18 protein-coding genes are annotated in these 25,727 nt (G+C 45.0%); 7 read left to right on the forward strand and 11 right to left on the reverse strand.

Going from position 1 to position 25,727, the window contains the following annotated elements:
• Positions 1 to 114 precede the first annotated feature (114 nt).
• The 4 genes from trpD (at position 115) to N4J56_RS05710 (ending at position 4,560) form a co-directional block, all read left to right on the forward strand.
• Positions 115 to 1,110 (forward strand): anthranilate phosphoribosyltransferase, encoded by a 996-nt coding sequence (gene trpD / locus N4J56_RS05695; protein WP_317105576.1) that lies wholly within the window; start codon positions 115 to 117, stop codon positions 1,108 to 1,110.
• Positions 1,111 to 1,226: 116 nt separating this feature from the next.
• Entirely contained in the window at positions 1,227 to 1,931 is a 705-nt protein-coding gene (locus N4J56_RS05700) for an HpsJ family protein (RefSeq protein WP_317105577.1), read from the forward strand.
• Positions 1,932 to 1,937: 6 nt separating this feature from the next.
• Positions 1,938 to 2,384, forward strand: coding sequence for a hypothetical protein (locus tag N4J56_RS05705; RefSeq protein ID WP_317105578.1), 447 nt, complete (start codon positions 1,938 to 1,940; stop codon positions 2,382 to 2,384).
• Positions 2,385 to 2,751: 367 nt separating this feature from the next.
• Entirely contained in the window at positions 2,752 to 4,560 is a 1,809-nt protein-coding gene (locus N4J56_RS05710) for a hypothetical protein (protein ID WP_317105579.1), read from the forward strand.
• 249 nt (positions 4,561 to 4,809) lie between these two features.
• Here the strand turns inward: N4J56_RS05710 and psaI are convergent, their stop codons facing one another.
• The 7 genes from psaI to N4J56_RS05745 form a co-directional block, all read right to left on the reverse strand.
• Positions 4,810 to 4,965: a photosystem I reaction center subunit VIII gene (gene psaI / locus N4J56_RS05715; RefSeq protein ID WP_015153097.1), complete on the reverse strand. Its 156-nt coding sequence runs from the start codon at positions 4,963 to 4,965 to the stop codon at positions 4,810 to 4,812.
• Between the two features lie 79 nt (positions 4,966 to 5,044).
• Positions 5,045 to 5,596, reverse strand: a complete 552-nt coding sequence (locus N4J56_RS05720; RefSeq protein WP_317105580.1) for a photosystem I reaction center subunit XI — start codon at positions 5,594 to 5,596, stop codon at positions 5,045 to 5,047.
• Between the two features lie 260 nt (positions 5,597 to 5,856).
• A complete protein-coding gene (psaB, locus tag N4J56_RS05725; protein ID WP_317105581.1) occupies positions 5,857 to 8,079 on the reverse strand; it encodes a photosystem I core protein PsaB in 2,223 nt (740 codons plus the stop codon).
• Between the two features lie 99 nt (positions 8,080 to 8,178).
• Complete coding sequence (gene psaA / locus N4J56_RS05730) at positions 8,179 to 10,527, reverse strand: photosystem I core protein PsaA (protein WP_317105582.1); 2,349 nt, start codon at positions 10,525 to 10,527, stop codon at positions 8,179 to 8,181.
• A gap of 612 nt (positions 10,528 to 11,139) precedes the next feature.
• The gene (locus tag N4J56_RS05735) at positions 11,140 to 12,090 is read right to left on the reverse strand and encodes a HetZ-related protein 2 (protein WP_317105583.1); all 951 of its coding nucleotides are present in this window, start codon (positions 12,088 to 12,090) and stop codon (positions 11,140 to 11,142) included.
• A 202-nt stretch (positions 12,091 to 12,292) separates the two neighbouring features.
• Positions 12,293 to 12,967 carry a response regulator transcription factor gene (locus tag N4J56_RS05740; RefSeq protein WP_317105584.1) on the reverse strand — a complete coding sequence of 225 codons (675 nt, stop codon included), beginning with the start codon at positions 12,965 to 12,967 and terminating at the stop codon, positions 12,293 to 12,295.
• A gap of 178 nt (positions 12,968 to 13,145) precedes the next feature.
• A complete protein-coding gene (locus tag N4J56_RS05745; RefSeq protein ID WP_317105585.1) occupies positions 13,146 to 14,252 on the reverse strand; it encodes a response regulator in 1,107 nt (368 codons plus the stop codon).
• Positions 14,253 to 14,425: 173 nt separating this feature from the next.
• On the opposite strand from N4J56_RS05745, the gene N4J56_RS05750 reads away from it, so the two are divergent.
• From N4J56_RS05750 to N4J56_RS05760, 3 genes are read left to right on the forward strand one after another with little or no spacing between them, the layout of a single operon-like run.
• Complete coding sequence (locus tag N4J56_RS05750; RefSeq protein ID WP_317105586.1) at positions 14,426 to 15,454, forward strand: cytochrome-c peroxidase; 1,029 nt, start codon at positions 14,426 to 14,428, stop codon at positions 15,452 to 15,454.
• Positions 15,455 to 15,473: 19 nt separating this feature from the next.
• Positions 15,474 to 16,229 carry a hypothetical protein gene (locus tag N4J56_RS05755; RefSeq protein ID WP_317105587.1) on the forward strand — a complete coding sequence of 252 codons (756 nt, stop codon included), beginning with the start codon at positions 15,474 to 15,476 and terminating at the stop codon, positions 16,227 to 16,229.
• Positions 16,223 to 19,315: a DAHL domain-containing protein gene (locus tag N4J56_RS05760; protein ID WP_317105588.1), complete on the forward strand. Its 3,093-nt coding sequence runs from the start codon at positions 16,223 to 16,225 to the stop codon at positions 19,313 to 19,315. Before N4J56_RS05755 ends, N4J56_RS05760 begins: the two co-directional genes overlap by 7 nt.
• On the opposite strand, the gene N4J56_RS05765 is transcribed toward N4J56_RS05760, so the two are convergent.
• The 4 genes from N4J56_RS05765 to N4J56_RS05780 form a co-directional block, all read right to left on the reverse strand.
• Positions 19,312 to 19,749 carry a response regulator gene (locus tag N4J56_RS05765; protein ID WP_317105589.1) on the reverse strand — a complete coding sequence of 146 codons (438 nt, stop codon included), beginning with the start codon at positions 19,747 to 19,749 and terminating at the stop codon, positions 19,312 to 19,314. The genes N4J56_RS05760 and N4J56_RS05765 overlap by 4 nt on opposite strands.
• Positions 19,750 to 20,157: 408 nt before the next feature.
• Entirely contained in the window at positions 20,158 to 20,535 is a 378-nt protein-coding gene (locus N4J56_RS05770; RefSeq protein ID WP_410500430.1) for a response regulator, read from the reverse strand.
• A 116-nt stretch (positions 20,536 to 20,651) separates the two neighbouring features.
• The gene (locus tag N4J56_RS05775; RefSeq protein WP_317105591.1) at positions 20,652 to 23,396 is read right to left on the reverse strand and encodes an ATP-binding protein; all 2,745 of its coding nucleotides are present in this window, start codon (positions 23,394 to 23,396) and stop codon (positions 20,652 to 20,654) included.
• Between the two features lie 134 nt (positions 23,397 to 23,530).
• Positions 23,531 to 25,399 carry a response regulator gene (locus N4J56_RS05780; RefSeq protein WP_317105592.1) on the reverse strand — a complete coding sequence of 623 codons (1,869 nt, stop codon included), beginning with the start codon at positions 25,397 to 25,399 and terminating at the stop codon, positions 23,531 to 23,533.
• Between the last annotated feature and the right edge of the window lie 328 nt (positions 25,400 to 25,727).

Here is a 25,727-nt window from a genome sequence, read left to right on the forward strand (position 1 = left end):
GGGCGGGTTTAGCAAAAAATTCACGGTTCCAGCAATCAATCTTCGGTCAAAACCCGCCCGTACAGGAGTCAGAATTGTGCATTGTCTAATTGTATTGATTTCCTAGCCCCACATATGATGCAAATACCGCGATCGCGAGAACAAGCACGTCAGGTGATGGAGTATCTCTTGTCGGGTGAAGCTGAGTTCAATGAAATTGTTAGCTTTTTGCAAACTCGACCAGTAGCCGATGCCCAAACTCAAGAACTATTAGGATATCGCGATGTCCTTTGGGATAGAAGGCGGCGGGCGAACTTTGGGCATGTCGATATTGATATCGTTGGTACTGGCGGGGTGCGCCGACCGCGCTATAACGTTTCTACCACGGCAGCGTTTATTGTTGCTGCTTTGGGGGTTCGAGTTGCCAAGCACGGTAATCGAGGTTCGGTTAAACCTAACGGTTCCTGCGATCTGCTGGAAGTTTTGGGAATTTCTCTAACAGCGATGACAGCGCGTGCTGTTGAAAGTTTGGCAACGACTGGGCTAAGTTTTCTATTTGCGCGGGATTGGCATCCAGCTTTTAAGGCGATCGCAGCTGCTAGAGCTGAAGTCGGTTATCCTACTGTGTTTAATCTACTAGGACCATTACTCAATCCCAGCCAACCCAAACATCAACTTGTCGGTTGTGGCGATCCAGCAGTAGCGCAAATTATTGCGGAAACTTTGATGGAGTTGGGGATAGAGGCTTTAGTTGTTACTGGTTCGGATGGACTAGATGAGATCACCTTAGCAGGTGCTTCTCAAGTTATAGAAGTACGGGGCGATCGCATCAGTACAAAGCAAATCGTGCCTGAAGATTTTGGCATGGAAACCGTCCCAGAATCGGAGTTAGCTGGAGGCAATGCTACAGATAACGCCGCAGAATTTCTCGCTATTCTTAGCGGACAGGGGCGAAAAGCACTGGTCGATCTCGTCACTTTAAATGCAGCTTTTGCACTGTATCTAGTAGACAAAAGTTACGGCATAGAATCAGCAATTTGTACTAGTAGAAATTCATTAATTGATAGTACTGCCAAGACATTTTTTCTTCAGTTTCGCGAATTTGTTATAGCTGAACAATTAGCTATTTAGTGACTGGCGGCTAGTATTTCGATTCAATTCTAGTCACTAATCACTAGCCACTAAACACTGACAATTGACTCCTCGGTTTTGATTTTTAACTTTTGAATTCAAGAAGGCAATTTTTCATGTCTCAATCTAATAGTGAAGAATTTTGGTTTAGTCCGCTTTTTCGCATAGCTGGTTATGTCTTATTGGCTTTGTCACTTTTAGATATTATTAGTATTTTTATTCCTCCAGGTTTTACCAATCCTGCGTGGGAGTTTCAAATGGCAAGCCATCTAGTTGAGCGATCGCCTGTGCCATTAATTGGATTAGTATTTCTCTTAATTGGCGAGAAAAACTTTAAAATTTTCAAGTTTTTGTCTAGAGCGGCTCTGGTAGCTGGCATATTGTTTCTATTGCTACTACCTCTAATTGTCAGTTCTGCTTGGCGAATACACGAAGGAGGCGATCGCCAAATTGCCCAACAATCAGCACAGCTTCAAAGTATCAAGCAACAACTCAGTCAAGCTCAAACAGATAGAGAAATTACAGATACATTGTCTCGGTTCAATCTACGGATTAATGCACCGAAAGCTCAAAATCCTCAGCAATTAAAAAGTCAAATTCTTGCTGGAATTGTTAATTCTGAGAAGAAATTCCAAGCACAAGCATCACAAAATACAGCCAATAGTCTTAACTTGACAAAAAATGTCATAAAAACTGGCTTGGGAACCTTAATTGCTGGAGCTTTTTTCCTAATGGTTTGGCGCGGTACTGCCAATACAGTCAAAGGTAGTCAAAAAAGCAAGCAAAAACTCAGAAATAATCTGCCACTTGTAAACGAATAACATAGTATGTTTGACAACAGCAGTGCTGCTAGTGATGACACTAGTAATAGCAGCGATATTTTGCTAGGTTCGCCTTTCGATCGCTTCAGTGAATCACTCGAACTAGACAGTTCGAGTGGCATTTTTGGTAGTAGCGACTCGTTCGATCGCAATGCCAATGATGAAGAGATTTCTCCTATGAGTAACGATTTACTCTACGGTGGTAATCCTTTTAGTGGTGGCAGCTTTTGGAATATCTTTGGTGACGGGAACAATCCGAATAGTGGCAATTTTCCCGATCCGATTGGCAGCAAGTGGAATTTCAGTGGTGCAGCTACTCCGAGTCAAATCTTAACTATTAGTAATGACGCGATCGTAGTTCCTCATAGCGATGAGTACAATAATTTATTGCTAAACGCTCCTCAAGCTCAAGCTAGTCTCAACACAAATTCAGCTTCGGTAATTTGGCTATAACCAGAGTAGAGCCATTGCAAGACGTAAGTATAAACCAATAAGCTGCAAGTCATGACTTGCAGCTTATTGGTTTTATATCAATTAGAAAAAAAAAAATAAATAACAAATTGCTCGAAAGATTCGTCACTGACAATCATGTCTTACGAAGTATAGACTATTTTAGTATCGAATACAGTATTAATTAATACTGCAATTATATTCGTAGTTCAATTGCTAACTCTTAGCAAATCAGTTCTGATAGCAAAACAAGTATTTTTTTGCAAAGATAACGCGCGAAACATTAGCAATTAATACTAGTTAATTTCTGGACATATAGAATATTTTTGCCATTTAGAACTCTGTACTAGTAATTAGGAGAAGTAGTTTCATGTCCACCTCTGAGTCTAACTCTTTTGAACCAGAGAATGATGGTTCCTCGGGCGACGCAAACGATTTACTACTACAATCGCCTTTTGGTCGCTTAAGTGAAGTCTTAGATGTTGAGGATCTTGCCAATATTTTTAGTGGTGTTGGTGATGCTGCTGATAGCAGTAACACAGAGAATCCATTTGCTGGTGATAACCCCAATTCAGAAAGCGATTTAGCTTACGGTGGCAATCCTTTTGCTGGGGATAACTTTTGGAATATCTTCGCTGGTGGTGTTAATCCAGGTGCAGGGGATAATCCATTTACTAGTGCTGAAAGCCCTCTAGCTAGCGAAGACAATACTACTAGTAGCGATAATCTCGTTCCGACTCAAAACGATCTTTCCTCTACCGATTTAAATAACCTACTGCAACAGTCGCCATTTGGACCTTTAAGCGAAGTTCTAGGCGATGAAGGTCTTACAACCATCTTTAGCGGTGTTGGTACTCCTCCTGAAGGCAGTACAGTTTCCTCTGCTGACAGCAATAATCCACCTACAGGGAGCGGAGATAGTAATCCGTTTGCTGGAGGTAACAATCCTTTTATCAATACTGATAGCCTGAGTACGAGTGGTAGTAGCACGTACCATGACAACAACAATTCTATTACTGGTAGCGGTAATTGGATATTTGTTAATGGAGACTGGCAGCAATTAATCGATTCTAATTCCTCTAGTGAGGGGAACTCACCTTTTGGTAATGACACCACCCTTCAGGGTGCGATCGCATACTTCAGAGGTAACGGTTTAACCACTGATAATAACTCGTCTTCTACCGATAGTAATAGTAACCTTGCCTTTAACAATCTACCCATACCTATTAATAATAGTGACTGGCTCAAGAGTCTTACCGATTTAGCCGATTCTGAAAGTGCGGCTAGTGCTACTAATAATAGAACTATTGGCAATGGCAACTGGCATTTTGGTAGTGGTAATGAAGTTGTTGGCAACGGTAACTGGCTTTTTGCTAGTTACAACGATCTTCTCGGTAACGGTAACTGGTATTACGATAACGACAACGCTACTGTTGGCAATGGTAACTGGTATTTTGGAACCGAAAATGCAACCATTGGTAACGGTAATTGGCTTTTTGCTAATGCTAACGAAAGCATCGGTAACGGCAATTGGTACTTTGATGATGCTAATAAAACCGTTGGTAATGGCAACTGGCATTTTGGTAGTGACAATGCAACGATTGGCAATGGCAACTGGTATTTCGGTAGTGGTAATGCAACGATTGGCAATAGCAATCGGTTCAGCGGTAACGATAACTTAGTTATTGGTAATCCGTTAGCAAATGGCTTCAAGGAAATTGGTGACGGGAAGCTAGTTATTGGTAACAGCGATTGGACGTTTGTTACCGATCGCAATGCTATTAGCGATGAGGTTGACAGCTTACTAACGAGTAGTTTGGGAAATTTCTATAATAGCGATGCCGATAGTAATCAAGTTAGCCAAGGTATTGACTCGCTGATCGATCGAGTCGGTAAAGACTTTTTGAGTTTACTCGGTAGTGGTTGGAATTCCGAGTCATCAACAACGGCTCCAAGTATTGACATCAATGAAAGCATTTTTAGCGATCGCCCAGCCAATACCGAGCTAGATATTAGTATTAACTCTTTAGCCGAACAAATCAAACAAGATTTACTAACGTCGCTTGGTAGCGGTTCTCCTGCTGGACAAACAGAATTGACTCAAACTACCGAAGGCAACCTCTTCAATAGCGAGAATTTTCTCGCCGCTTTTAACTCCGATCTCACAACGACTAACTAAAAATCGGTTTTCCTGTAGAGAGGTTACATGTAACTCTCTACAGGAAAAAATTTGTAAATCAAATAGGACTGATATAGAAGAGGAAAGATAGGAGCGATCGCATAACTATTCTATATGCAATTAAAACAAGCTCCCACAACTGAGTTAAAAAGGAGGCGAGAGATTCCCCCCTTTTTAAGGGGGTTAGGGGGGGATCTTCAAGATCTTTGCCTCAAAACCGAGATATATTGGTTTCCTCTGTCCGTGCAATCATACTTCTTCGTCAGCCGTTCCTGCTTCTTTTTCAATCCAAATAAATATTAGAGCAAATACTGGAAAAGGCAAAATATAAAATATTAAAGGAATCATAATCCAAGGCAACCACGAAGCAGCATAAGACCCTGTTAATTGTGTCATATCTACCATGATGCTGTTCTCCAGTTTTTATTGGTAATTGGTAATCGGTAATTGGTAAGGTTTGTAGGATGGGCAGCCCACATACACGCTAATTAACATTAACCCCACCCCGCAAAATCGAGTCTAGAGCATCGAAGTTTTCTAGCAGTAAATAAGCAAATACAGCTCCTCCCATTGCTCCTAGAAAAATTCCACCATTTAATTGATACCATTCCTCTCGCTGTCTCAAGGGTCTGAGCGAGTCTTTAGAGGTAGTACCATAAGCACCTCTGGGATCTCCTTGGAAGGTCGTAATGGCAAAAATAGAAATTCCCAAACAGGCTGATACAGCTATATATATTGCTGTAATTAATCCACTCAAATTAGCACCATGAGCTGTCTCTCGCAATGGACCAACCACAACCTCTGGTCCTACTAGAAAATAGCCGTGAGCCATTCCAATTTCTAAACCACGCATAAAGGGAGTGAGTCCTTTGCGATAGGCAGGAAGATTGTTAATAAAAGCTCTAGCCAAAGGAGAATCGGTAATAGCTGTAGAGAAATTACTGTTAAACGGATCTCCTTTATAGGGTTGAACGGGATCGGTATCGAGCCTATAGTTCAATTTTGATTCTACAGATGGATTGGCAGTATTATTCATTTTTGATTTTCTCCTAATTAAAGTTGTCTATTCTCCGCTCTTGCTTCTTACGTGCGACTTCTCAAATAAGCAATTTTTTTATGAGTTGTAACGCAGATAAACGCGAATATAGAAAGTATTAACTCATGGTTTTCAAAGAACTCTCCTGGTGGACGTACCAGGAGAGGAGAGTCTAAATTCGCAACTGATAAAGCCAAGTTCTAGGGCAGAAACAACGAATGTATTTCTTGTAGAATCTGCCCTAAAATTTTTGCTCTAGGCTAGCCAAATTTTCCAGCCGTTGACGCAATCAAGAAAGCGCCATAGGTAGCAATATAACCAACGGTGAAGTGAGTCAAGCCAACTAGACGAGCCTGAACGATAGACAGCGCAACAGGCTTATCTCTCCAGTATCCGAAAGATAATGGTGTTTTTTCGTGTGCCCAGACCAGAGTTTCAATCAATTCTTGCCAGTAACCCCGCCAAGTAATCAAGAACATGAAACTCACAGCCCAAGCCAGGTGTCCCCAGAGAAACATCCACGACCAAATAGCTAGACTATTCGTGCCGTATGGGTTGTAACCATTAATTAATTGAGCGGAATGCAACCAGAGGTAATCTCGGAACCAGCCCATAAGATAAGTGGAAGACTCGTTGAATTGAGCTACATTCCCTTCCCAGATTGCTAAATGTTTCCAGTGCCAATAGAAAGTGACCCAACCTAAAGTGTTGAGCATCCAGAACACGGCTAAATAAGAAGCGTCCCATGCAGAGATATCGCAAGTACCACCGCGACCGGGACCATCGCAAGGGAAGGCATAGCCGAAGTCTTTTTTGTCGGGCATTAGTTTGGAACCGCGAGCATCTAAGGCTCCTTTGACCAGGACTAAAGTGGTGACGTGCAAACCAAGGGCGATCGCGTGGTGAACGTAGAAGTCTCCAGGTCCAATCGTCAAAAACAACGAGTTCGTCGTGTTATTGACCGCATCTAACCATCCTGGTAGCCAAACATTAGCATGGTTAGGCCAAGCTGTAGAAGCAATACTATCTGGGTTTGATAACAGCGTATTAAACCCGTATAACGCCTTACCATGAGCTGCTTGGATAAACTGAGCGAACACTGGTTCGATCAGCACTTGCTTTTCTGCCGCACCAAAGGCAACTTCTACATCGTTGTGGACGTATAAGCCTAAAGTGTGGAAACCCAAGAAAAGAGACACCCAAGACAAGTGGGAAATAATCGCCTCTTTGTGGCGCAGCATCCGATCTAGGACGTTACCCTTGTTTTGTTCTGGGTCGTAGTCTCTAATCCAAAAGATGCCAGCATGGGAAAATGCCCCTACCATCAAAAACCCAGCAATGTACTGATGATGGGTATACAGCGCTGCTTGAGTCGTGAAGTCCTGCCCGATGAAAGCGTAGGGTGACATCGAATACATATGCTGTGCTGTCAAAGAACTTGCTACACCCAAAGCAGCTAAAGCAAAAGACAGTTGGAAGTGAAGCGAATTATTGATCGTGTCGTACAATCCTTGGTGCGGTAAGTTGAAAGGACCTTCAACCTTTGCTCCAAAAAAAGATTTGGAGTTCAGCATCTCTTTGATGCTGTGACCGATACCCCAGTTTGTGCGGTACATGTGTCCGGCAATTATGAACAAGACGGCGATCGCCACGTGGTGATGCGCCATATCCGTCAGCCACAAAGATTGAGTCTGAGGATGAAGACCACCTAAGAACGTTAATATTGCCGTTCCTGCACCTTGAGAACTGTTAAACACATGTCCAGCTGTATCGGGATTCTGGGCATAAGCGCTCCAATTCCCTGTAAAAAACGCACCTAACCCTGCTGGATGCGGCGGGGTAAACAAGAAGTTATCCCATCCCACATGTTGCCCGCGAGATTCGGGAATCGCGACGTGAATTAAATGAGCCGCCCAAGCTAGGGAACTGACACCGAACAAACCAGCTAGGTGATGATTCAAACGTGGTTCGGCACTTTTGAACCAACCGAGAGTCGGACGATATCGAGGTTGGAGGTGCAACCAACCAGCAAACAAGAACAAAGCTGCGAGTAAAAGTAAGAAGATCGCACCAACATAAAGTTCGTTGTTCGTCCGCATCCCGATCGTGTACCACCAGTGATAAACACCGGAATAGCAGATATCGACTGGGTTAGTTGCTCCGGCTCTCGTAAAAGCCTCGATCGCGGGTGGACCAAATTGAGCATCCCAAATCGCATGGGCGATCGGACGCACGTTTAAAGGATCTTTAATCCACTGCTCGAAATTGCCTTGCCAAGCGACGTGAAATAAAACCCCCGATGCCCACAAAAAGATAATCGCCAAATGACCGAAATGAGAGGCGAAAATCTTTTGATAAAGATTCTCCTCCGTCATGCCATCGTGGAGTTCAAAATCGTGAGCAGTCGCCATCGCATACCAAATACGACGGGTCGTAGGGTCTTGAGCAAGGTCTTGGCTAAATTTTGGAAATTTAGTTGCCATATTTTTTATTTCGGTTCAAATTCTTATCAGTTGTTAATGGTTAATAGTTAATAGTTCATGGCAATCAACCATTAACCATTAACTATCAGCAATCAACCACTAACCAATTGCCGACATGCGAGCGAGGAAGAACGCCCAAGTCGTGACAATTCCTCCTAAGAGGTAGTGAGCGACACCAACAGCTCGACCGTGGACGATGCTCAAGGCACGCGGCTGAATTGCTGGAGCGACTTTCAATTTATTGTGCGCCCAGACGATCGATTCGATCAGTTCTTGCCAGTAACCCCGACCGCTGAACAGGAACATGAGGCTAAAGCCAAAAATGAAGTGTCCGGCTAGGAACATCAGACCGTAGGCAGACAGCGATGAGTTGTAAGACTGAATCACCTGTGCCGATTGCGCCCAGAGGAAATCGCGCAGCCACCCATTGTTCGTAATCGACGAAGTAGCAAAGTTACCTCCGGTCAAGTGCGTGACAATGCCATCCGAATCGACCGTTCCCCAGACATCTGACTGCATCTTCCAACTAAAGTGGAAAACTACCATTGATAGGGAGTTGTACATCCAGAATAGACCCAGGAAGACGTGATCCCAAGCCGATACCTGACACGTACCACCGCGTCCTGGTCCATCACAAGGGAAGCGGAAGCCCAAGTTTGCCTTATCTGGAACCAACCGCGAACCACGGGCAAATAGTACGCCCTTGAACAGTACGAGTACCGTGACGTGAATTGTAAAAGCGTGGATGTGGTGGATCAAGAAGTCTGCCGTACCCAGTGCGATCGGCATCATGGCGACTTTACCACCGACTGCAACCATACCACCACCCCAAGCGTAGCTGACGGGTGCGCCGATGCCTGGAGCTGTCGTACCGAGTCCTGAGAGTTCGATTCCCCGCACGCCACCAAAGACATCGCCCAAGGGTTGAGCCACTTGCGCCGCTCCCACGGCTGCGGTGTGGATGTGTTGTATCCACTGGGCAAAAATTGGCTGTAGCTGAATGCCCGTATCCGAGAACATATCTTGGGGACGACCAAAAGCCCGCATGGTGTCGTTGTGGCAGTACATAGCGAAACTATGAAAGCCTAAGAACTGACAAACCCAAGTGAGGTGAGAAATAATGACATCGCGGTGACGGAGGGTTCGATCTAATATGTTGTTGACGTGATGGGCTGGATCGTAGTCCCGTACCATGAAAATAGCTGCGTGGGCTGCGCCACCGACGATACAGAATCCGGCAATCCAGACGTGGTGGGTAAATAGAGACAGGGCAGTAGCGTAATCTGTTGCCAGGTATGGATAGGGAGGCATAGCATACATGTGGTGCGCCACCAGAAGGCTAGCCGTTCCAAACTGTACTAAGTGGATGGACAGATTCGCGTGCCAGGAAGTCTCAAAGATTTTATCGAGTCCCTCATGACCCACGGGACCGATAAAGTTTAAAAATGGCAGCATGTTGGGAGATTTGGCATCATCCAACATTTCTTTGAAACTGTGACCGATACCCCAGTTAGTGCGGTAGAAGTGTCCGGCAACGATGAACAGCACGGCAAGCGCTAAATGATGGTGAGCGGTATCGGACAACCACAGACCACCCGTAACCGGATTCAGACCACCTTTAAAGGTGAGAAAATCGGCATATTGTCCCCATTGCAGGGTAAAAAATGGTACTAAACCTTTGGCAAAGCTAGGATATAACTCTGCCATCAAGCGTGTATTCAAAATGAATTCGTGAGGCAGGGGAATATCTTTAGTAGCTACCCCAGCATCCAATAATTTGTTAACGGGCAAAGCGACGTGAATTTGGTGTCCTGCCCAACCCAGGCAACCCAAGCCTAACAATCCTGCTAAGTGGTGGTTCATCATCGCTTCCCAATTTTGAAACCATTCCAATTTGGGAGCGCGTTTGTGATAGTGGAACCAGCCAGCAAAGAGCATTATCGCTGCCATTACCAAACCACCGATCGCGGTACAGTAAAGCTGAAAAGTATTAGTAATGCCAGCAGCCCGCCAGAGTTGAAATAGTCCCGAAGTGATTTGAATTCCGTGGAAGCCACCACCAACATCGGCATTTAAAATATCTTGACCGACAAGCGACCAGACCACCTGGGCGCTGGGTTTAACACCCGTTGGATTTGCCATCCAAGCTTCAAAGTTGGAGAATTTCGCTCCGTGAAAATACATGCCACTCAGCCAGATAAATATGACAGCTAAGTGACCGAAATGGGCAGCGAAAATCTTGCGGGAAATATCTTCTAAATCGCTGGTATGAGTGTCGAAATCGTGAGCATTAGCATGGAGGTTCCAGATCCAAGTTGTGGTTTTGGAACCCCTAGCAAGAGTGCGATCGAAGTGTCCTGGTTTTGCCCATAACTCAGGTGAGGTAGGAACCGGATCGTTATCGACTACAACCCTTACTTTTTGCTCTCGCTCTGGAGTAATTGTCATCAAATTTCTCCTTGGTTATACGAGAAACAAAATTGGTAATTGGTAGTTGGTAATTGGTAGTTGGTAGTTGGTAGTTGGTGGTTGACGGTTAACTATCAACCTTCAACTATGAGCCGTCAATAGTTAATTGAGAAAAAAAGCCAGAGTTCGATCGCAAGTTACACCGGATAGCGTGATAACTTACTTTGTTTCTGGCAATGAAAGACTCCGAGGAGTTTAGTTTGTTTGGCTGTTGTCTTAATCTGAGTATTCAAACTCAAGCACTAGCATCTTTATCTTTTTGGAGAATAGGAAAAAAAAATGAAGAACTAATGAAGAAAGATAGTATCTTAATAAAAGCTTACATTTTCCCTGTATAGTTTCTGACTATAGGAATCCGGTTTGATTGTTGAAAAAATCTCAGTAACGCACCAAAAATTGAGAGTGATGCGTTACGCTGAAGTTTTTTTGTATACTACTGCTCGTGCGCTCTCTGCTCCCTTATCCCTATTCGGTCAAAAGTCAAAAAAACTGATGTTATATGATGATGTAAAGATGTGCAAGCACTCTTGAGTCAAAGATCCGCAACGGCGAAAAGAAAATGAGTAAGGCATCCCGAGCGGCTAGAAGTCTTCAACTTTGGTGTTCGGCAACTTTTGCTTTCAGCCAGTTAGCTACGAGTTCTGGTTGTTTTTTCTGGGCAAAAGTTCGTCCTGCATGGTAGCAGACTTTTTCCCGCAGTCGGTAAACTTGTCGCACGTCCAAATTTAATTGGTTGGCGATCGCCTGCTGCGATTTACCCTGGAGATAAAGCTGCAACCACTGTACTGCTTCCATCCCTAGTTTTACCTGCAAGTAATCGGACAATTCTTGTTTGACAGCATCATGCATCACTTTTTGTTCTGCCTCGGTTTCAGCCTCTTGATATGCAACTAAGGCATGGTTATCCAGCCAGCTGAAAGAATTGTCGCTTTCCTCCGTGAAAAATTCGTCTGACACGAGTTGTAATTGCTCGCTGTTAGGTGAGTAAGTGATTCCTCCCCGTGCGGTGCGCTGCAAATAGTCGATTGTACGATAGACTAACAGCGGTCGATCGCGGATCGGACGCAAAGAATATTCTTCTATACTGGCAAATAGCAGGACACTACGGAGTTGGGAATTATTCGTACACTGGGCAATCCAGGCTACTTGTTGTTGAATGTAGCGATCGCGCAGCAATAATTCCTGCACAACTTCTTGAATTACGTCTACTACAGTGCGGTGGCGATCGCGGCTGAGGGCGACTAAAGCGCGAACTTTGTGCCGCAGTACCAATAAACTACTCAAACGACTGATGAGGCGGCGATAAGCTCGTTCTGGTGGTATGCCTAAATAACGCTTTTGCAGAATTTGATAGCGAAATGACAATGCTTGTTGAGTCATGTGTAGTTGAGCTGAAGTCAGGTTGTCAAATCGTTCTAAGTCATCGCCAAGCAACCACCGAACAATACTTTCCCTGTTGGCTACACTGGCTTGCGGGTAGTCTTCAGCTAACTGCGATCGCCATGTCTGTGTTAGTTGTGCCATTGTAATTTTGGACATCATCCGACTACCTCCTATGCTTGCTCCTTGTCATACTGCCGCAATGGTTCTAATTTACGAGCAGCAAAGGTGCGATCGCATCGAATAAATGTCATTTCTCAGGCATTACATTTGTCATGGCAAGAGAGTGGCTAGTGGTTAGTGGCTAGTGGCTGGACTCAATTCTCGTCACTAGCCACCAGCCACTAGTCACTGATAACTGTCCCTAATCTTCCAGCCAAGAGAGAAATGCATTGGCAATAATCGCGGCTTGGGTGCGATCGCGTAAATCCAAGCGTGTCAAAATTCGAGAAATATGATTTCTCACTGTCCCTTCAGAAAGAAAAAGCGTCTGAGCGATTTCTCGATTGCTAGCACCTACGGCGATTTGGCGTAATACCTGTCGTTCGCGTTGCGTTAGTTCTGTAAATCCTGGTGGCGGTTCTTCTGGAGGTGGAGTTGGTGCTGGGGAGGGTGTTGTGGGAGCAATTTTTTCGATAATGCCAGGACCAAATTGAGTATATCCTTTATGAACGCTGCGGATGGCTTCTGCTAGTTCCTCCGCAGGAGTATCTTTCAATAAATATCCCTTCGCACCAAAGCGTAGAGCTTCCGATACATAATTGGCATCGTCAAATGTAGTTAGAACTAAAACTTTAATATTGATAAATTCCTGGCACATTTGTTGAGTCGCCGTCACGCCATCCATAACTGGCATCTGAATATCCATGAGGACAATATCTGGTGGATCGGATTTGGCGTATAGCGATCTTACTGCGTCAATTGCTTGCTGTCCGTTACTAGCTTCTCCCACTACTTGCAAGTCAGGTTTAATTTCCAGCAAGGTTTTCAAGCCGCGTCGGACAATCTCTTGATCTTCAACCAGTAGCACCCGGATCATTTTAATTGGTAATTGGTAATTGGTAATTTGTAATTGGTAATTTGTAATTGGTAATTTGTATTTTTGCTACTCACCACGCACCAGGCACTACTCTCGATCTTTACTCCCGACTCCGGTACGGGCGGGTTTATCCGCAGAACTCTTTGTTTTAGTAAAAGTATGCTCTAAAAACCCGCCCCTACACGACTCTTTCATTTCTAGGAAATCTGGCTGTAATTCTACAACCTTTGCCAGGTGCGCTGGTAATTTCTAACTGTCCTCCAACCGCTAGCACTCGTTCGCGCATTCCCTGCAATCCAAAGCCATTCTGGTTTTCATCGGCACAAAAGCCGCTACCGTTATCTTGCAACTTCAGTGATAGCTCGGTGGGCATGGTTTGAATTTGTAACTGGACAGATGTAGCCCTTGCATGTTTACATATATTTGTCAATCCTTCTTGCACAATTCGATATACCACAGTATTTACTGAGTTAGAAAAGGGAAGGGAGAGATTGAGCTGACACTCAGGGGCAATGCCTGTTGTATGATGAAATTCTTCGATTAAGGCAGCGATCGCCCGATCTAATAATTGACCTTGCAGCGGATCTGACCTAATATCTGTTACCGAACGGCGCACGGCGTTTAAAGCCTCAGTCCCTAGTTTTTTTGCTTCGCCCAGAAACTCAAAAGCGCGATCGGGTGCTGTTTGCCAAAGCGTTAGCGCGGTTTCCATTTGAATATTGAGTCCGACTAAAATATGTCCCAGAGAGTCGTGAATGTCGCGGGCAATGCGATGGCGTTCTTCTATTGCAGTCATTTCTTCGATCCGCTGGTTTAACGTCCGTTCCTGTTCCAAGGCGCGGCGGAGATCGGCTTCTGCTTGCTGCAAGCGATCGTTTTGGGTTTGTAATGCCACTTGCATCCGACGTAAAGATAGCTGCGTTTCAATGCGGGCGAAGACTTCCTCTTCTTGAAATGGTTTGGTGATGTAATCGACTCCACCAAATGTAAAGGCTTTGACTTTATCCAAAACTTCGTTTAACGCACTGATAAAAATGATGGGAATATTTTGAGTCAGATGATTTGCTTTGAGGCGCTGACAAACTTCATACCCGTTCATTTCAGGCATATTAATATCTAATAATATCAAGTCTGGTGGCTGTGCCTGCGCTCCCATTAAAGCCGCAGATCCGCTCATCACTGCGCGGATTTCATAACCGCGATCGCTCAACATGGCAGATAATAACCGTAGGTTATCCGGCTTGTCATCGACGATCAGAATATCTCCATTTTTCACATTCTGCATAAAAATAATCGACTTGTCTGATAATTATATAGCGAGTCTAAACAGCGAAGTAAAATTTCTCTCAGGACTGTCAATGGTCAATAGTCAGCCACTATTAACTATTAACTATTAACAGCCTTGACAAAATGTTCGCAAATCAAATAGAAACGCTACATAACAAAAACTTCTTATTGATGACTAAGCAAGTTCTTCGCAGGATATATCTCGTTGCATTGGTAATTTTGGCAACATTGGTAGCCATTTGGTGGCAACGCATCCAAACGCCCCAACCAATGAGAGAAGCTGTGTTTGAACGCATAGAAACCGTACAAGTGGATGAACCGATTCAACCAATTCCACTCCAGATTTCCTTGGATCGAGGTAAGGTGGCGTTGGGCGAACAACTGTTTCACGATCGCCGACTCTCCTCAGACAATCGGATTTCTTGTTTGAGTTGTCACGATCTCAGTCGCGGTGGGGCAGATAACAAGGCTTTTTCAATTGGCGTGAATGGTAAAGTAGGTAACATTAATGCTCCAACTGTATATAATTCAGCATTTAATGCCTACTTGAATTGGAATGGGAAATTTGCCACTTTGGAAGACTTCACCACAGCAGTGATTCAAAATCCTAGAGCAATGGGAATTGAATGGCAAGTTTTGCTGCCAAAGTTGCAACAGGTTCCAGAGTACGCACGAGCATTTAACCAAAATTATCCTGATGGTTTAACAGCCAAAAATGTTGTCGATGCGATCGCCACCTATTCGCGATCGCTATACACTCCCAACTCGCGCTTCGATTTATACTTACGCGGCGATAAATCTGCGATTAATGCTACAGAAAAAGAAGGCTATCGACTATTCCAAGCTTACGGTTGCGTCAGTTGTCATCAAGGAATGAATGTGGGAGGCAATTTGTTTCAAAAGTTTGGCATTATGGGCGACTATTTCCGCGATCGCGGTAAGATTGCGAAAGTAGATTTAGGGCGCTATAACGTTACTCAAGATGAGGCGGATATGTTTGTCTTTCGCGTCCCTAGCCTCCGCAATGTTGCCTTAACAGCACCCTATTTTCACGATGGTTCCGCTCGGACATTAGAGCAGGCAATTAACATCATGGCAAAGTATCAACTAGGGCGATCGCTTTCTGCTAAAGATACCCAGTTAATCGTTCAGTTCCTCCGCACTCTCACGGGAGAGCATCCGGCGTTAGGTCAAAAATGAAAGTTCGTGGAGTATCGTCATGATTTTAGAGCGCGTGACTGTATTCGATCGTCTACGAGAAATTCAAGGCGAACTGTATCAAAAGTTAACAGATCGCTTCGATTTGCGTCCTGAGCCTGCTAATCATCCGCTCCAGAGCTTTTGCAGTCCCGATCGCAGCGTTACAGGCGCGCTGCAAACGTTTACAGGCACAAATATCGATTGGCTGGTGTACTCGTTTCTCAATGCTCCCAAGATGGGGTTTAGCACGATGCGCTTGACAACCTGGCTCAGTCCGCAGATTCGCGTTCCTCACTTGGTATTTGAATTTGGCACGATGCCCAATGTGTTTTTCTACATGGACTACGTTCCTAGAGTCGATTTATGGTCTGATTTGGAGTATGTAGAGCAGTTTTACGAACCGCTCGATTCAACATATCTCAAATGGCGGGACGAACCCAATTTTTCCCTATTTGTGAGTAAAGGCTTATACGTGCGGCAATTTCAATCGCCAGTCCATCTCTGCTTTACTTGTGCTGCCACAGAAGATTCTCTAGCCGCAATCCGCACTACGGCTCATGAAATGTGCGATCGCTGGTTAACTTGGATCGAGCAAGCAAAACCCGTTCCGGTTGAAGAGCGGGCTGCTTTAGCACAACGCGATCTGCGGTTGCGTCAGATTAGTGCAGAACGCGATCCTGGTAACGCTATCGCTACAAAAATTTTCGGTGCGGAACTGACAGATAAATTAGTGCGATCGCTCTGGAAGCGAGAATCTATTAGCGAACTATGTTGACTTCACGCCTGCTGCGTTTGAGAAAATTCACTTCTGCCCTGAGTGACTATTTGTTGCCAACGGGTGCAATCATCTTATTTTTACTGCTGTGGATGAAGTCACAGGCGATCGATCCCAATCGACACAATCGCTACATTAGTAATTTACTACGAATTCAAGAACTCGATGCGCGGATAAATCAAAATGTCTTGCAAGCACGGTTGGGATTGCTGCCGTACTACGATCCAATCGTGCATGAATTGGCAAAACTAAAACGAATCCAAGCAGATTTACAACAAATTCCGGCGTTTATTGATGCAGGCGAACGACAGTCAATCAATCGCGCTATTAAACTACATATTCAACTCTATCAGGACAAGGAAAGCCAGATCGAACAGTTTAAGTCTCAAATAGCTATTTTGCGTAATTCTGAATCATATTTCCCTGTTTCTGTCAATAGTTTGCTCCAGAATCAGACGATCGATCCAACTTTAGCAGCTCTTCTGAATCAATTATTACAGGACGTACTGTTATTCAACCTCACCACCAGCCAAGAATTAAAACCACAGATTGAAGGTACAATTTCTCAAATTCTTGCTGTATCTCGCCCTACAGCTCAACGTGCGGATGTAGAACGAGCGATCGCCCATGCGCGAATCATCTTAACGCGCCGTCCCCAAGGAGATCGCTTAGTAAATAACATATTGTCGCTACCGACTGGCGATCGCGGTGAAGACATTGCCCAAACTTACTACAACGCCTATCAACAAGCACTCGATACTGCAAGTCTGAATCGACTGGCACTTTATTTACTCTCTACATTACTAGTCATTGGAATTGCCACTTCAATTATTTGGAAACTCCGCACCTCTGCGATCGCTGTACAACAAAGCGAAGCAAAATTACGGGCAATTTTTGAGAACTCCCTGTTCGGTATTTTTCGCGTGCGGCTGGAAGATGGCTTAATTTTGGCTGCCAACCAGCGATGTGCAAATATGTTAGGGCATGAATCGCCAGCAGAAATCGTCGGACATAAGCGCACTATCGATTTTTATGTCGATCCCAGCCAACGTCAGCACATGCTCGAAATCGTGCAACAGCAAGGCGAAATTAACAACTTCGAGCAGCAATTTCGCCGACAAGACGGAACGACATTCTGGGGGTTATTTTCGGCACGGTTAAACGTTGCAGAAGGATGTTTGGAAGGCGCGATCGCCGATATTAGCGATCGTCATCAAGCAGAAGCGGCGCTACAAGCTTCGGAAGCAGAACTGCAAGTCATGTTTGCTGCTATGACAGATACCGTAATTGTATTTGATGCTGAGGGGCGTTACTTAAAATATATTCCTAAACAATCCTTGGCTTACAAACCCCGCGTGCAACGGATTGGCAAAACCGTGCACGACATTTTACCTAAAGAAACGGCAGATTTGTATCTTGACGCTATTCAACGCACGCTGTATTTACAACAGCAGTCTGGCGATCTGGGGGAGTGCTGGCAAAAAAGTATTAACGTTGAATACTACTTACCTATCCAAGGTAAAAAAACTTGGTTTTCCGCTAGTGTCTCTATTCTTTCTCAGAATACAGTCCTTTGGGTAGCCCGCGATATTAGCGATCGCAAAGCTGCTGAAGCTACCCTAGCGCAGGCAAAAGAAGCCGCAGAAGTCGCAAATCATGCCAAAACTCAGTTTCTCTCGCACATGAGCCACGAATTACGCACTCCTTTAAGCGTAATTTTAGGCTTTACGCAACTCCTGACTCGCAGCAATAGCCTCGATCCCAAACAACAGGAATATCTCGATACGATTAGTCGCAGCAGCGAACACCTCCTCACCTTAATTAATGACGTGCTGGAAATGTCCAAAATTGAAGCAGACAGAATTACGCTCAACGAGCAAGATTTCAACCTGCATCATTTGCTGGATGGATTGCAACAAATGTTTCAATTTAAAGCGACATCCAAAGGATTAGAATTCACCGTCGAGCGATCGCCCAATCTACCCGAATGCATCCGCACCGACGAAAGTAAACTGCGTCAGGTTTTAGTTAATCTAATTGGCAACGCGATTAAATTTACTCAGGCTGGAAGTGTAACTCTGCGCGTTAGTTTGGGGAGTCGGGAGTCGGGAGTCGGGAATCGGGAAGAAGCTAACTCTACTCCCTGCTCCCTGCACCGAAGCGCTCCCTGCTCCCTCCAATTTGTAGTTGAAGACACTGGAGTCGGAATCGCTCCAGCAGAAATCGATCGCCTTTTCGATCCGTTCGTGCAAGCGGAAGCGGGTATTAGTTCTCAGGAGGGAACGGGGTTGGGGTTGCCGATTAGTCGCAAATTCGTGCAATTGATGGGTGGAAATATTACGGTGGAAAGCCGTTTGGGTGAGGGAAGTTGCTTTGAGTTTTATATTCAAGCAGAGAATACCGCAGCCGATGTCATTCCATCACCAACAACCTCCAGACAAGTTATCGGGTTAGCTGCGGGGCAGCCTGCATATCGGATTTTGATTGTGGAGGATAAACCCAGCAATCGACAGTTGTTATTAGAACTACTTCAACCTGTAGGGTTTGACGTGCGAGAAGCAGAGAACGGACGAGAGGCGATCGCAATTTGGCAAAGTTGGCAACCGCACCTAATCTGGATGGATCTGCGAATGCCTGTCATGGATGGATACGCAGCCACCAAACAAATCAAATCAGCCCCAGATGCTCCCATTATCATTGTCTTAACTGGTAGTGCTTTTGAGGAAGAGCGCCAAATTGCCGTTGCTACTGGCTGCGATGACTTTATCCGCAAGCCCTTCCGTGCCGAAGTCCTATTTGAGAAAATGACTGAATATCTTGGCGTGCAATATATTTACAAGGAGGAAGAACAGAGAAAAGCAATCGATTCAACCCGCAATCTTCATGCTTCATCCTTACAAGTCATGCCTGTTGAATGGATCGAACAATTGCGTCAAGCGGCGATTTGCGTTAATGCTAAGTTATTGCATCAATTAATTGCCCAAATTCCCCCAGAGAGCGCATCTTTAGCCCAGGCGATCGCGCATTTAGTCGATAATTTTCAGTTTGAAGAAATTGTGAATTTAACGAGTGCCTTCTGTCACTAGTTCCAGTTCAGGGCGATCGCGACTTGGTTAGCCAAAGCTAATAAATCGAATGGCTTGGCGATCGCAACAATTACGCCTAAATTCAGCGATTGTGGTAACTGATAAGAGTGTATGGTATTGGTTAATAGGATCACGGGAATATGCTGAGTGACGGGATTTTGCTGTAGTTGTTGTAAGATTGTTGACCAATCGCGATCGGGTGTTAGATCTGCTGCAACTTCTACTGAGCGATCGCTATACTTGGTAGTGCAGGCATCCAAGTCTAATAAAATCGCATCGACTTTTCTTGTTTCGGCTAAGACAATAATTTCGCAACGTGAATCAGCAACTAGAACTTCCCAGCCAGCAGCGATTTCTAAACAAAGCTGAGCTAGTTCTCGAATCGCATTCTCATTCTCAATCAGTAAAACACGGCGAGATGCACGATTAACCACAATTATCAGTTATCAGTTATCAGTTACCGTAGGGGCGGGTTTAGCAAAAGATTTACACCTTTGGGCAAACAATCTCGGCTCAAAACCCGCCCGTACATCGTAGAGTTGGGTTTAGCAAAAGATTTACACCTTTGGGCAAACAATCTCGGCTCAAAACCCGCCCGTACATGAATCATTTATCATTTGTTCGTCACTATTGACTAATAGCTAGTAACAAAGAACATTGACAAAAGGCAACATGACTGCGTTTCATCTTGTAGCGTAGATGAAAAATATGAATAATTCATGAAGGATGTAAACAGTCGATAATATATAAGCAAAAAGATACACTTATAAGACTCTACAAACTACGTAATTCAACTCATAGAAAACAATATGAATAATTATTTATTTAAATACCAAATTGTTTCATGATTGAGCAGCACTCAAAACTTGCTCGATTTGATTAGCCAAGGTAAAAGGATCGTAAGGCTTAGTAATTACCGCCGCTACCTGAATTTGTGTAAACTGTCTCTGTTCGGCAGGTTGAGCTTTAGCGGTGAGTAAAATGACAGGAATATTTTGCGTCAAAGGATGAGCTTGCAACTCTTGGAATGTGGTTAATCCATCCATATCCGGCATCATCACATCTAATAGAATCGCGTCAGGCTGTTCGGATGCAGCTGTCACCAATCCCTCTGCACCAGAGCTGGCTGTCAGCACTTCCCATTCCCCTGAGATCTCCAGGCAAATTTGAGTTGCTTCCCGAATATCCTGCTCGTCATCAATGATTAAAATGCGTTTCATGGTCATTGGTCATTGGTCATTAGTTGATGGTTGATTGTTGTTGGTTGTCGTTCCTCTGCTCCCTCCGCTCTCTTACTCTGCTCCCTACTCCCTGCTACCTGCTCCCTGATAACTGGTCACTGCTCGCTGTTTTGCGCTAGGGGTAGGGTGAAGGAGAAAGTACTGCCTGTTCCTAAAACACTTTCGACCCAGATTTGTCCTCCGTGTTGCTGTACGATGCTGCGGCAAATTGCTAATCCTAAGCCAGTCCCGCCTTGATGACCGGAGTTAGAAGCATCGACTTGCTGAAAGCGTTCAAAAATTGATTCGAGTTTATCAGCAGGAATACCGCGTCCGGTGTCTTTGACTTGGAATGTGATATGAGGGGTGAGGAGTGAGGAGCGAGGAGCGAGGGAGTCGGCGTTTTTTGGATTTGGGATGTTGGATTTGGGACTTTGGATGTCTCCTTCTGTGTTCTCAGTCCCAGTTACCTCTACTTCAGATTCCCGCACTCCTCTCTCCTCGCTCCTCACCCCTAATTCCGCACTCAGCCAAACTGTAGATCCTGGGGAGGAAAATTTAATCGCATTGCTAAGTAGGTTAGTCAACGTCTGCACGATCCGGTCTGGATCTACCCATAACTTTGCTGATACTGGTGTGACGCACAGATTAATTTCTGCTTTCTCAGCCATTGCTTGCATAACCTCTGCCGATTGGACGATCAACTCTGATGCATCGCATAGCTGTTTGTGCATAATGACTTTGCCAGAATTGATCCGTTCGATGTCGAGAATGTCGCTAATGAGCCGGACTAAACGGTTGGTATTGTCAAACGCAATTTCTAACATCCGCTGCCGTTTGGCTGGTTGAGTCTCCAGAAAACCCCGCGCTAGCAAACCTAAAGCAGTACGAATCGAAGTGAGAGGAGTTCGGAGTTCGTGGCTGACAACTGAGACAAACTCATCTTTCATCCGCTCGACAATTTGGCGTTCTGTAATATCCTTAAAAATAACAACTGCACCGACAATCTTTCCCTGTTCTCGAATTGGAGTGCTAACGTATTCAACTGGAAATTTTGACCCGTCGCGACGATAAAAAATATCGTTGGTCATGTATTGTACTGCTCCAGTTTGGAGGGTGGCATAAATCGGGCTTTCTTCCCAAGTGTAAGGCGTGCCGTCCGGTTGGGAATGGTTGAGGATGGCATGGATAAATTTAGCATTGGAGCGATCGCGCGTTTCTGGTAAAAAGTAGCTGGCATGAATTTCTAAATCGCGATCGCAATTAGATCCAATTAGCTCTCTAACTCGGTATCCCAACATTCTCGCGGCAGCGGGATTGACAAAGGTAATTTTACCTTGAGCGTTTAAACCGTAAATTCCTTCGCCTGCCGAGTTGAGAATTAATTCATTTTGGCGGCTGAGGCGTTCTAAGGAAGCTTGCGCCTGTTCGCGCACGCCAATTTCTCTGAGTAATTCGACGTTAGCACGTTGTAGTTCTGCGGTTCGCTCCTGTACTCTTTGCTCTAATTGGGCATTTAAAGCACAAATTTTAATCTCTGCTTGCTTGCGTTCTTGAATATCGCGAGATAAATCGGCGTTGAGGGCATGAACTTGTAAATAAAGTTCATATTGCTGAATTGCCAGAGCAAAATGGCTACCTAAAGCTTGCACTAGTTCTATTTCCGCACTCGTCCAGGCTTGCGCTTGCCCTTGTTTTAATTCTCGCCAAGTTTCAAAAGATTGAATCGGGCGTAAGTGGCGCGGATCGTCGCGGTCGGGTCGTCGCGCCCATAGGGTTTCAATCTCAATTTCTCGCCGAAATACGCTCAAATAACCCAAGATTTGCTGTCTGTAGTGCAAGCGCACGATCAGCAGACCGCGAATTCGTACCGGAAACCATGCTAAAGCCAATTCTGGAGGAATTTCTAGACCGTGCCAATCGGCGATCGCCCAAGTACAGCGATCGTCATCAACAGTTGTTTGTGCGTCTAGCCACGATCGCCAACTCCAATATTCTTCCAGGTACAACTGGCATCCCGCTTCAGATTGCCAAATCGGTTGTTCGCCACAAGCCAACAACTGCGCTGCGGTTCCTGGTCTTTGGGGACTAATATAAACTCTGCCACCCGTTCCCCCCAGCGCCGAGACAGTTAGCTCTAACGCTTGCTGTAACTGCATCTCGGTCATGGAATGCAATAATTTAGCCACGCGGTTAATCGTGGCTTCTTGTTGGGCTTGGATGCGAGTTTGTTCGAGCAAGGTACTTTGGGCGATCGCAATTGATAATTGATCTGCTACCAACTGCACCACCTGCAACTCTCGGTCTGTAACTTGTCGCGGTAAACTGTGATGGGATACTAACAACCCCCACAGGCGATCGCGATGTAAGATCGGCACGACTAGAGAAGACTGCACCCCCATCGAAGTGAGATATTCCACATGGCAAGGATCGACAGGGCGAAATCGGATATCGATTTCTTGAAGTGATACTCCGGTAACTGGACAATCCAACGGACTTGAGCCAATTTCCTGTGCTGCCACATCGACAATCGAACGCTGACGCGCCTTCAAAAATAACTCTCGCGCCAGGGGCGGAATATCTTCGGCAGGAAAGTGTTGTCCCAGTAAAGATGGTAAACGTTCTTCCTGCACCGATTCTGCTACGACTTCGCCACTACCATCTAAATCGAACCGATAAACCATCACGCGATCGGTTCCCAAAAAGGCACGCACTTCGGCAACAGTTCCTGAGAGAATCGCAGGCAACTCCAAAGATTGACGAATGCGATTCATCATCCGATGTAGCAACACTTCTAGGGAAGCGATCTGTTCTTCGCTCGCTCCACAAGTAGAATTTGACAGGGAACGATTTGTTTGCATTTGACTACAGTTATCAGTTATTAGTGGCTAGTGACTGGTGGCTAGTGGCTAGATAAAATAGCTTCCTTGTCCTCCTTGTCTCCTTGTCCCCGACTCCCGACTCCCCCAGCTCCCGACTCCCGGCTCCCGACTCCCTACTGAATGCTCTGCATCAATCGCATTTGCCCTAAGCGGTTAAAAATCTGAGTCACGAGTTCCGTGCCTAAAATCGACTTGCTCAAACAATCGTTTGCACCTGCGGTAAAGACTTGTTGTATGGTGCGATCGTCAGTGTGAGCTGTAAGAAAGAGGACGGGTAGTTTATGCCAACGTGGTTCGTTACGCACGATTTGACACAGATCGATGCCGTTAAACTGAGGCATTTCTACATCAAGCACAAGCATATCGGGGGCAAATTCTTCTAAAATTGCCCAAAAACGCGATGGTTCTTCCAACGTGTTGAGCTGAATGCCCCAAGGTTCTAATAACGCTTGCATTAGCGTCAGAATCTCTGGATCGTCATCTACAACTAGAATTTTGGTAGGATGAGAGCGAGTTTGTTGCAATCTCGTAACTGCTGCTAGCACCTCCTCTGGGTTGAAGGGTTGTCGTAAAAAAGCGTGAACGCCCAAACGAGATAGCTCGATCCGATCGCTTAATCGATCGCCTCTGGTACACAGTAAGACTGGAATTGGTGGAGTACGGTTTGTCAGTTCGGCAAGAATCGCTAAATCTGCTGCGGTGGTATTGGCAAGGGAAAGATTGAGTATGACTACATCGGCTGGAGATAGGCGATTGAACTTTTCTAAATGGGCGATCGCTGCTTTTGCTGCCGATATATTCGGCGCAATTTTTACTCCCATTCCTGCGGTTGCAGCTAACTTGACGATTTGCTCTGCTAGTCCGGCATCGCCATCAATTGCTAGCATGACGATCGATTGCTGGCGCGGTAAGGGGCGATCGAGCTGGCTCAGGCTAGGTCGTTGAATTTCTCGTTTTAATGCCATCACCATTTCATACACATGTAGCGCCTCGCTGCGGTCTAAAATTACGTCGGCTTGCCAGATATCCTCAATATGTTTTGCCAACCGCGAACCTTTGGCAAACCCAAAAATACCCAACGCTCCTGCTAACTTGTGTGCTGCTTGTCGCGCTTTTTCGCGCAATTCTTCTGTGAGTTTGTTGTCTAGTAAGGATATGGTTGCTTGCTCTAACACGGCAACGCGATCGCTACTTTGATATTTGAGTTTTTCCCAGACTTCTGCCAAGGCTGCTTTTGTCTGCTGCTGGATCGAGTCCTGACTTTGAGGTAAAGACGCACCGCGCAGTTTTGTTTTTTTAGTTGTCGGTGCGGGTTGTTTCAGGCGATAACCCAGACCGTATACTGTTTCTATTAAATCGGCAGGTGCGCCGACTTGTTTCAATTTCTGTCGCAAACCCTTAATATGAGCCGTCACCGTGTCTTCTTTAGGGGCTTCTGGAACTGCCCAAACTCGATCTAAAATCTCACCACGGCTTAAGACGAGCTGAGGATGGCGCAGGAAAAGCTCTAGCAGACGATATTCGTTCGGTGTCAAATGCAAGACGCGATCGCCATATGTCACCTCGCACGTCCCGCATTGTAGCCGTAAGTCTCCCCACTCTAAAGCTTGTAGGATTGGTTTACTTTGTCGTCGCAAAAGTACGCGAATTCGAGCCAGTAATTCTGGCATATCGAAAGGTTTGACGAGATAATCATCTGCGCCTGCATCCAATCCCATCACTTTGCGATCGCTAGAGTTTTGCGCCGTAATTAATAGCACGGGGGTTTGATATTTGCGATCGCGCAATCGTTGGCAAAGTTTAATACCGTCAAGCTTAGGCAGGATCACATCTAGCAAAATTAAGTCATAGGTGAAAGTTTGAATGAGATCCCACCCAGTCTGACCATCAGTTGCAGTATCGACGACATAGTTTTGCTGCTGAAGCACATTTCTTAAAGCCTTAGCAACACATTCGTCGTCTTCTATGAGTAAAATTCTCATTTTGTATCACCTATTGAATAAGTGAGTTGGTAATTGGTAATTGGTAATTGGTAATTGGTAATTGGTAGTTGGTCAGTGAGAGATGCGTGTTAGAACTTACGACTTATGACTTACGACTTCTCCCTCTTCCCTATCTTCACAAGTAAGTTCATAAAATCAAGCCGGATTCCTATAGCTAGCCAAGAATTACTAGCAGTCAATACTTCTTACGAAATATTGAAATTTCTAAGCCAGCAGTTGTAAAGCAATAAGTATGTTGTTTTTATTACATTTTAATCTGCTATCAGGTATCGAATTGCTAGAAAGCTTCTAGCTAGAACGATGACTC

Source organism: Chroococcidiopsis sp. SAG 2025 (genome assembly GCF_032860985.1).
Taxonomy (GTDB): Bacteria; Cyanobacteriota; Cyanobacteriia; order Cyanobacteriales; family Chroococcidiopsidaceae; genus Chroococcidiopsis.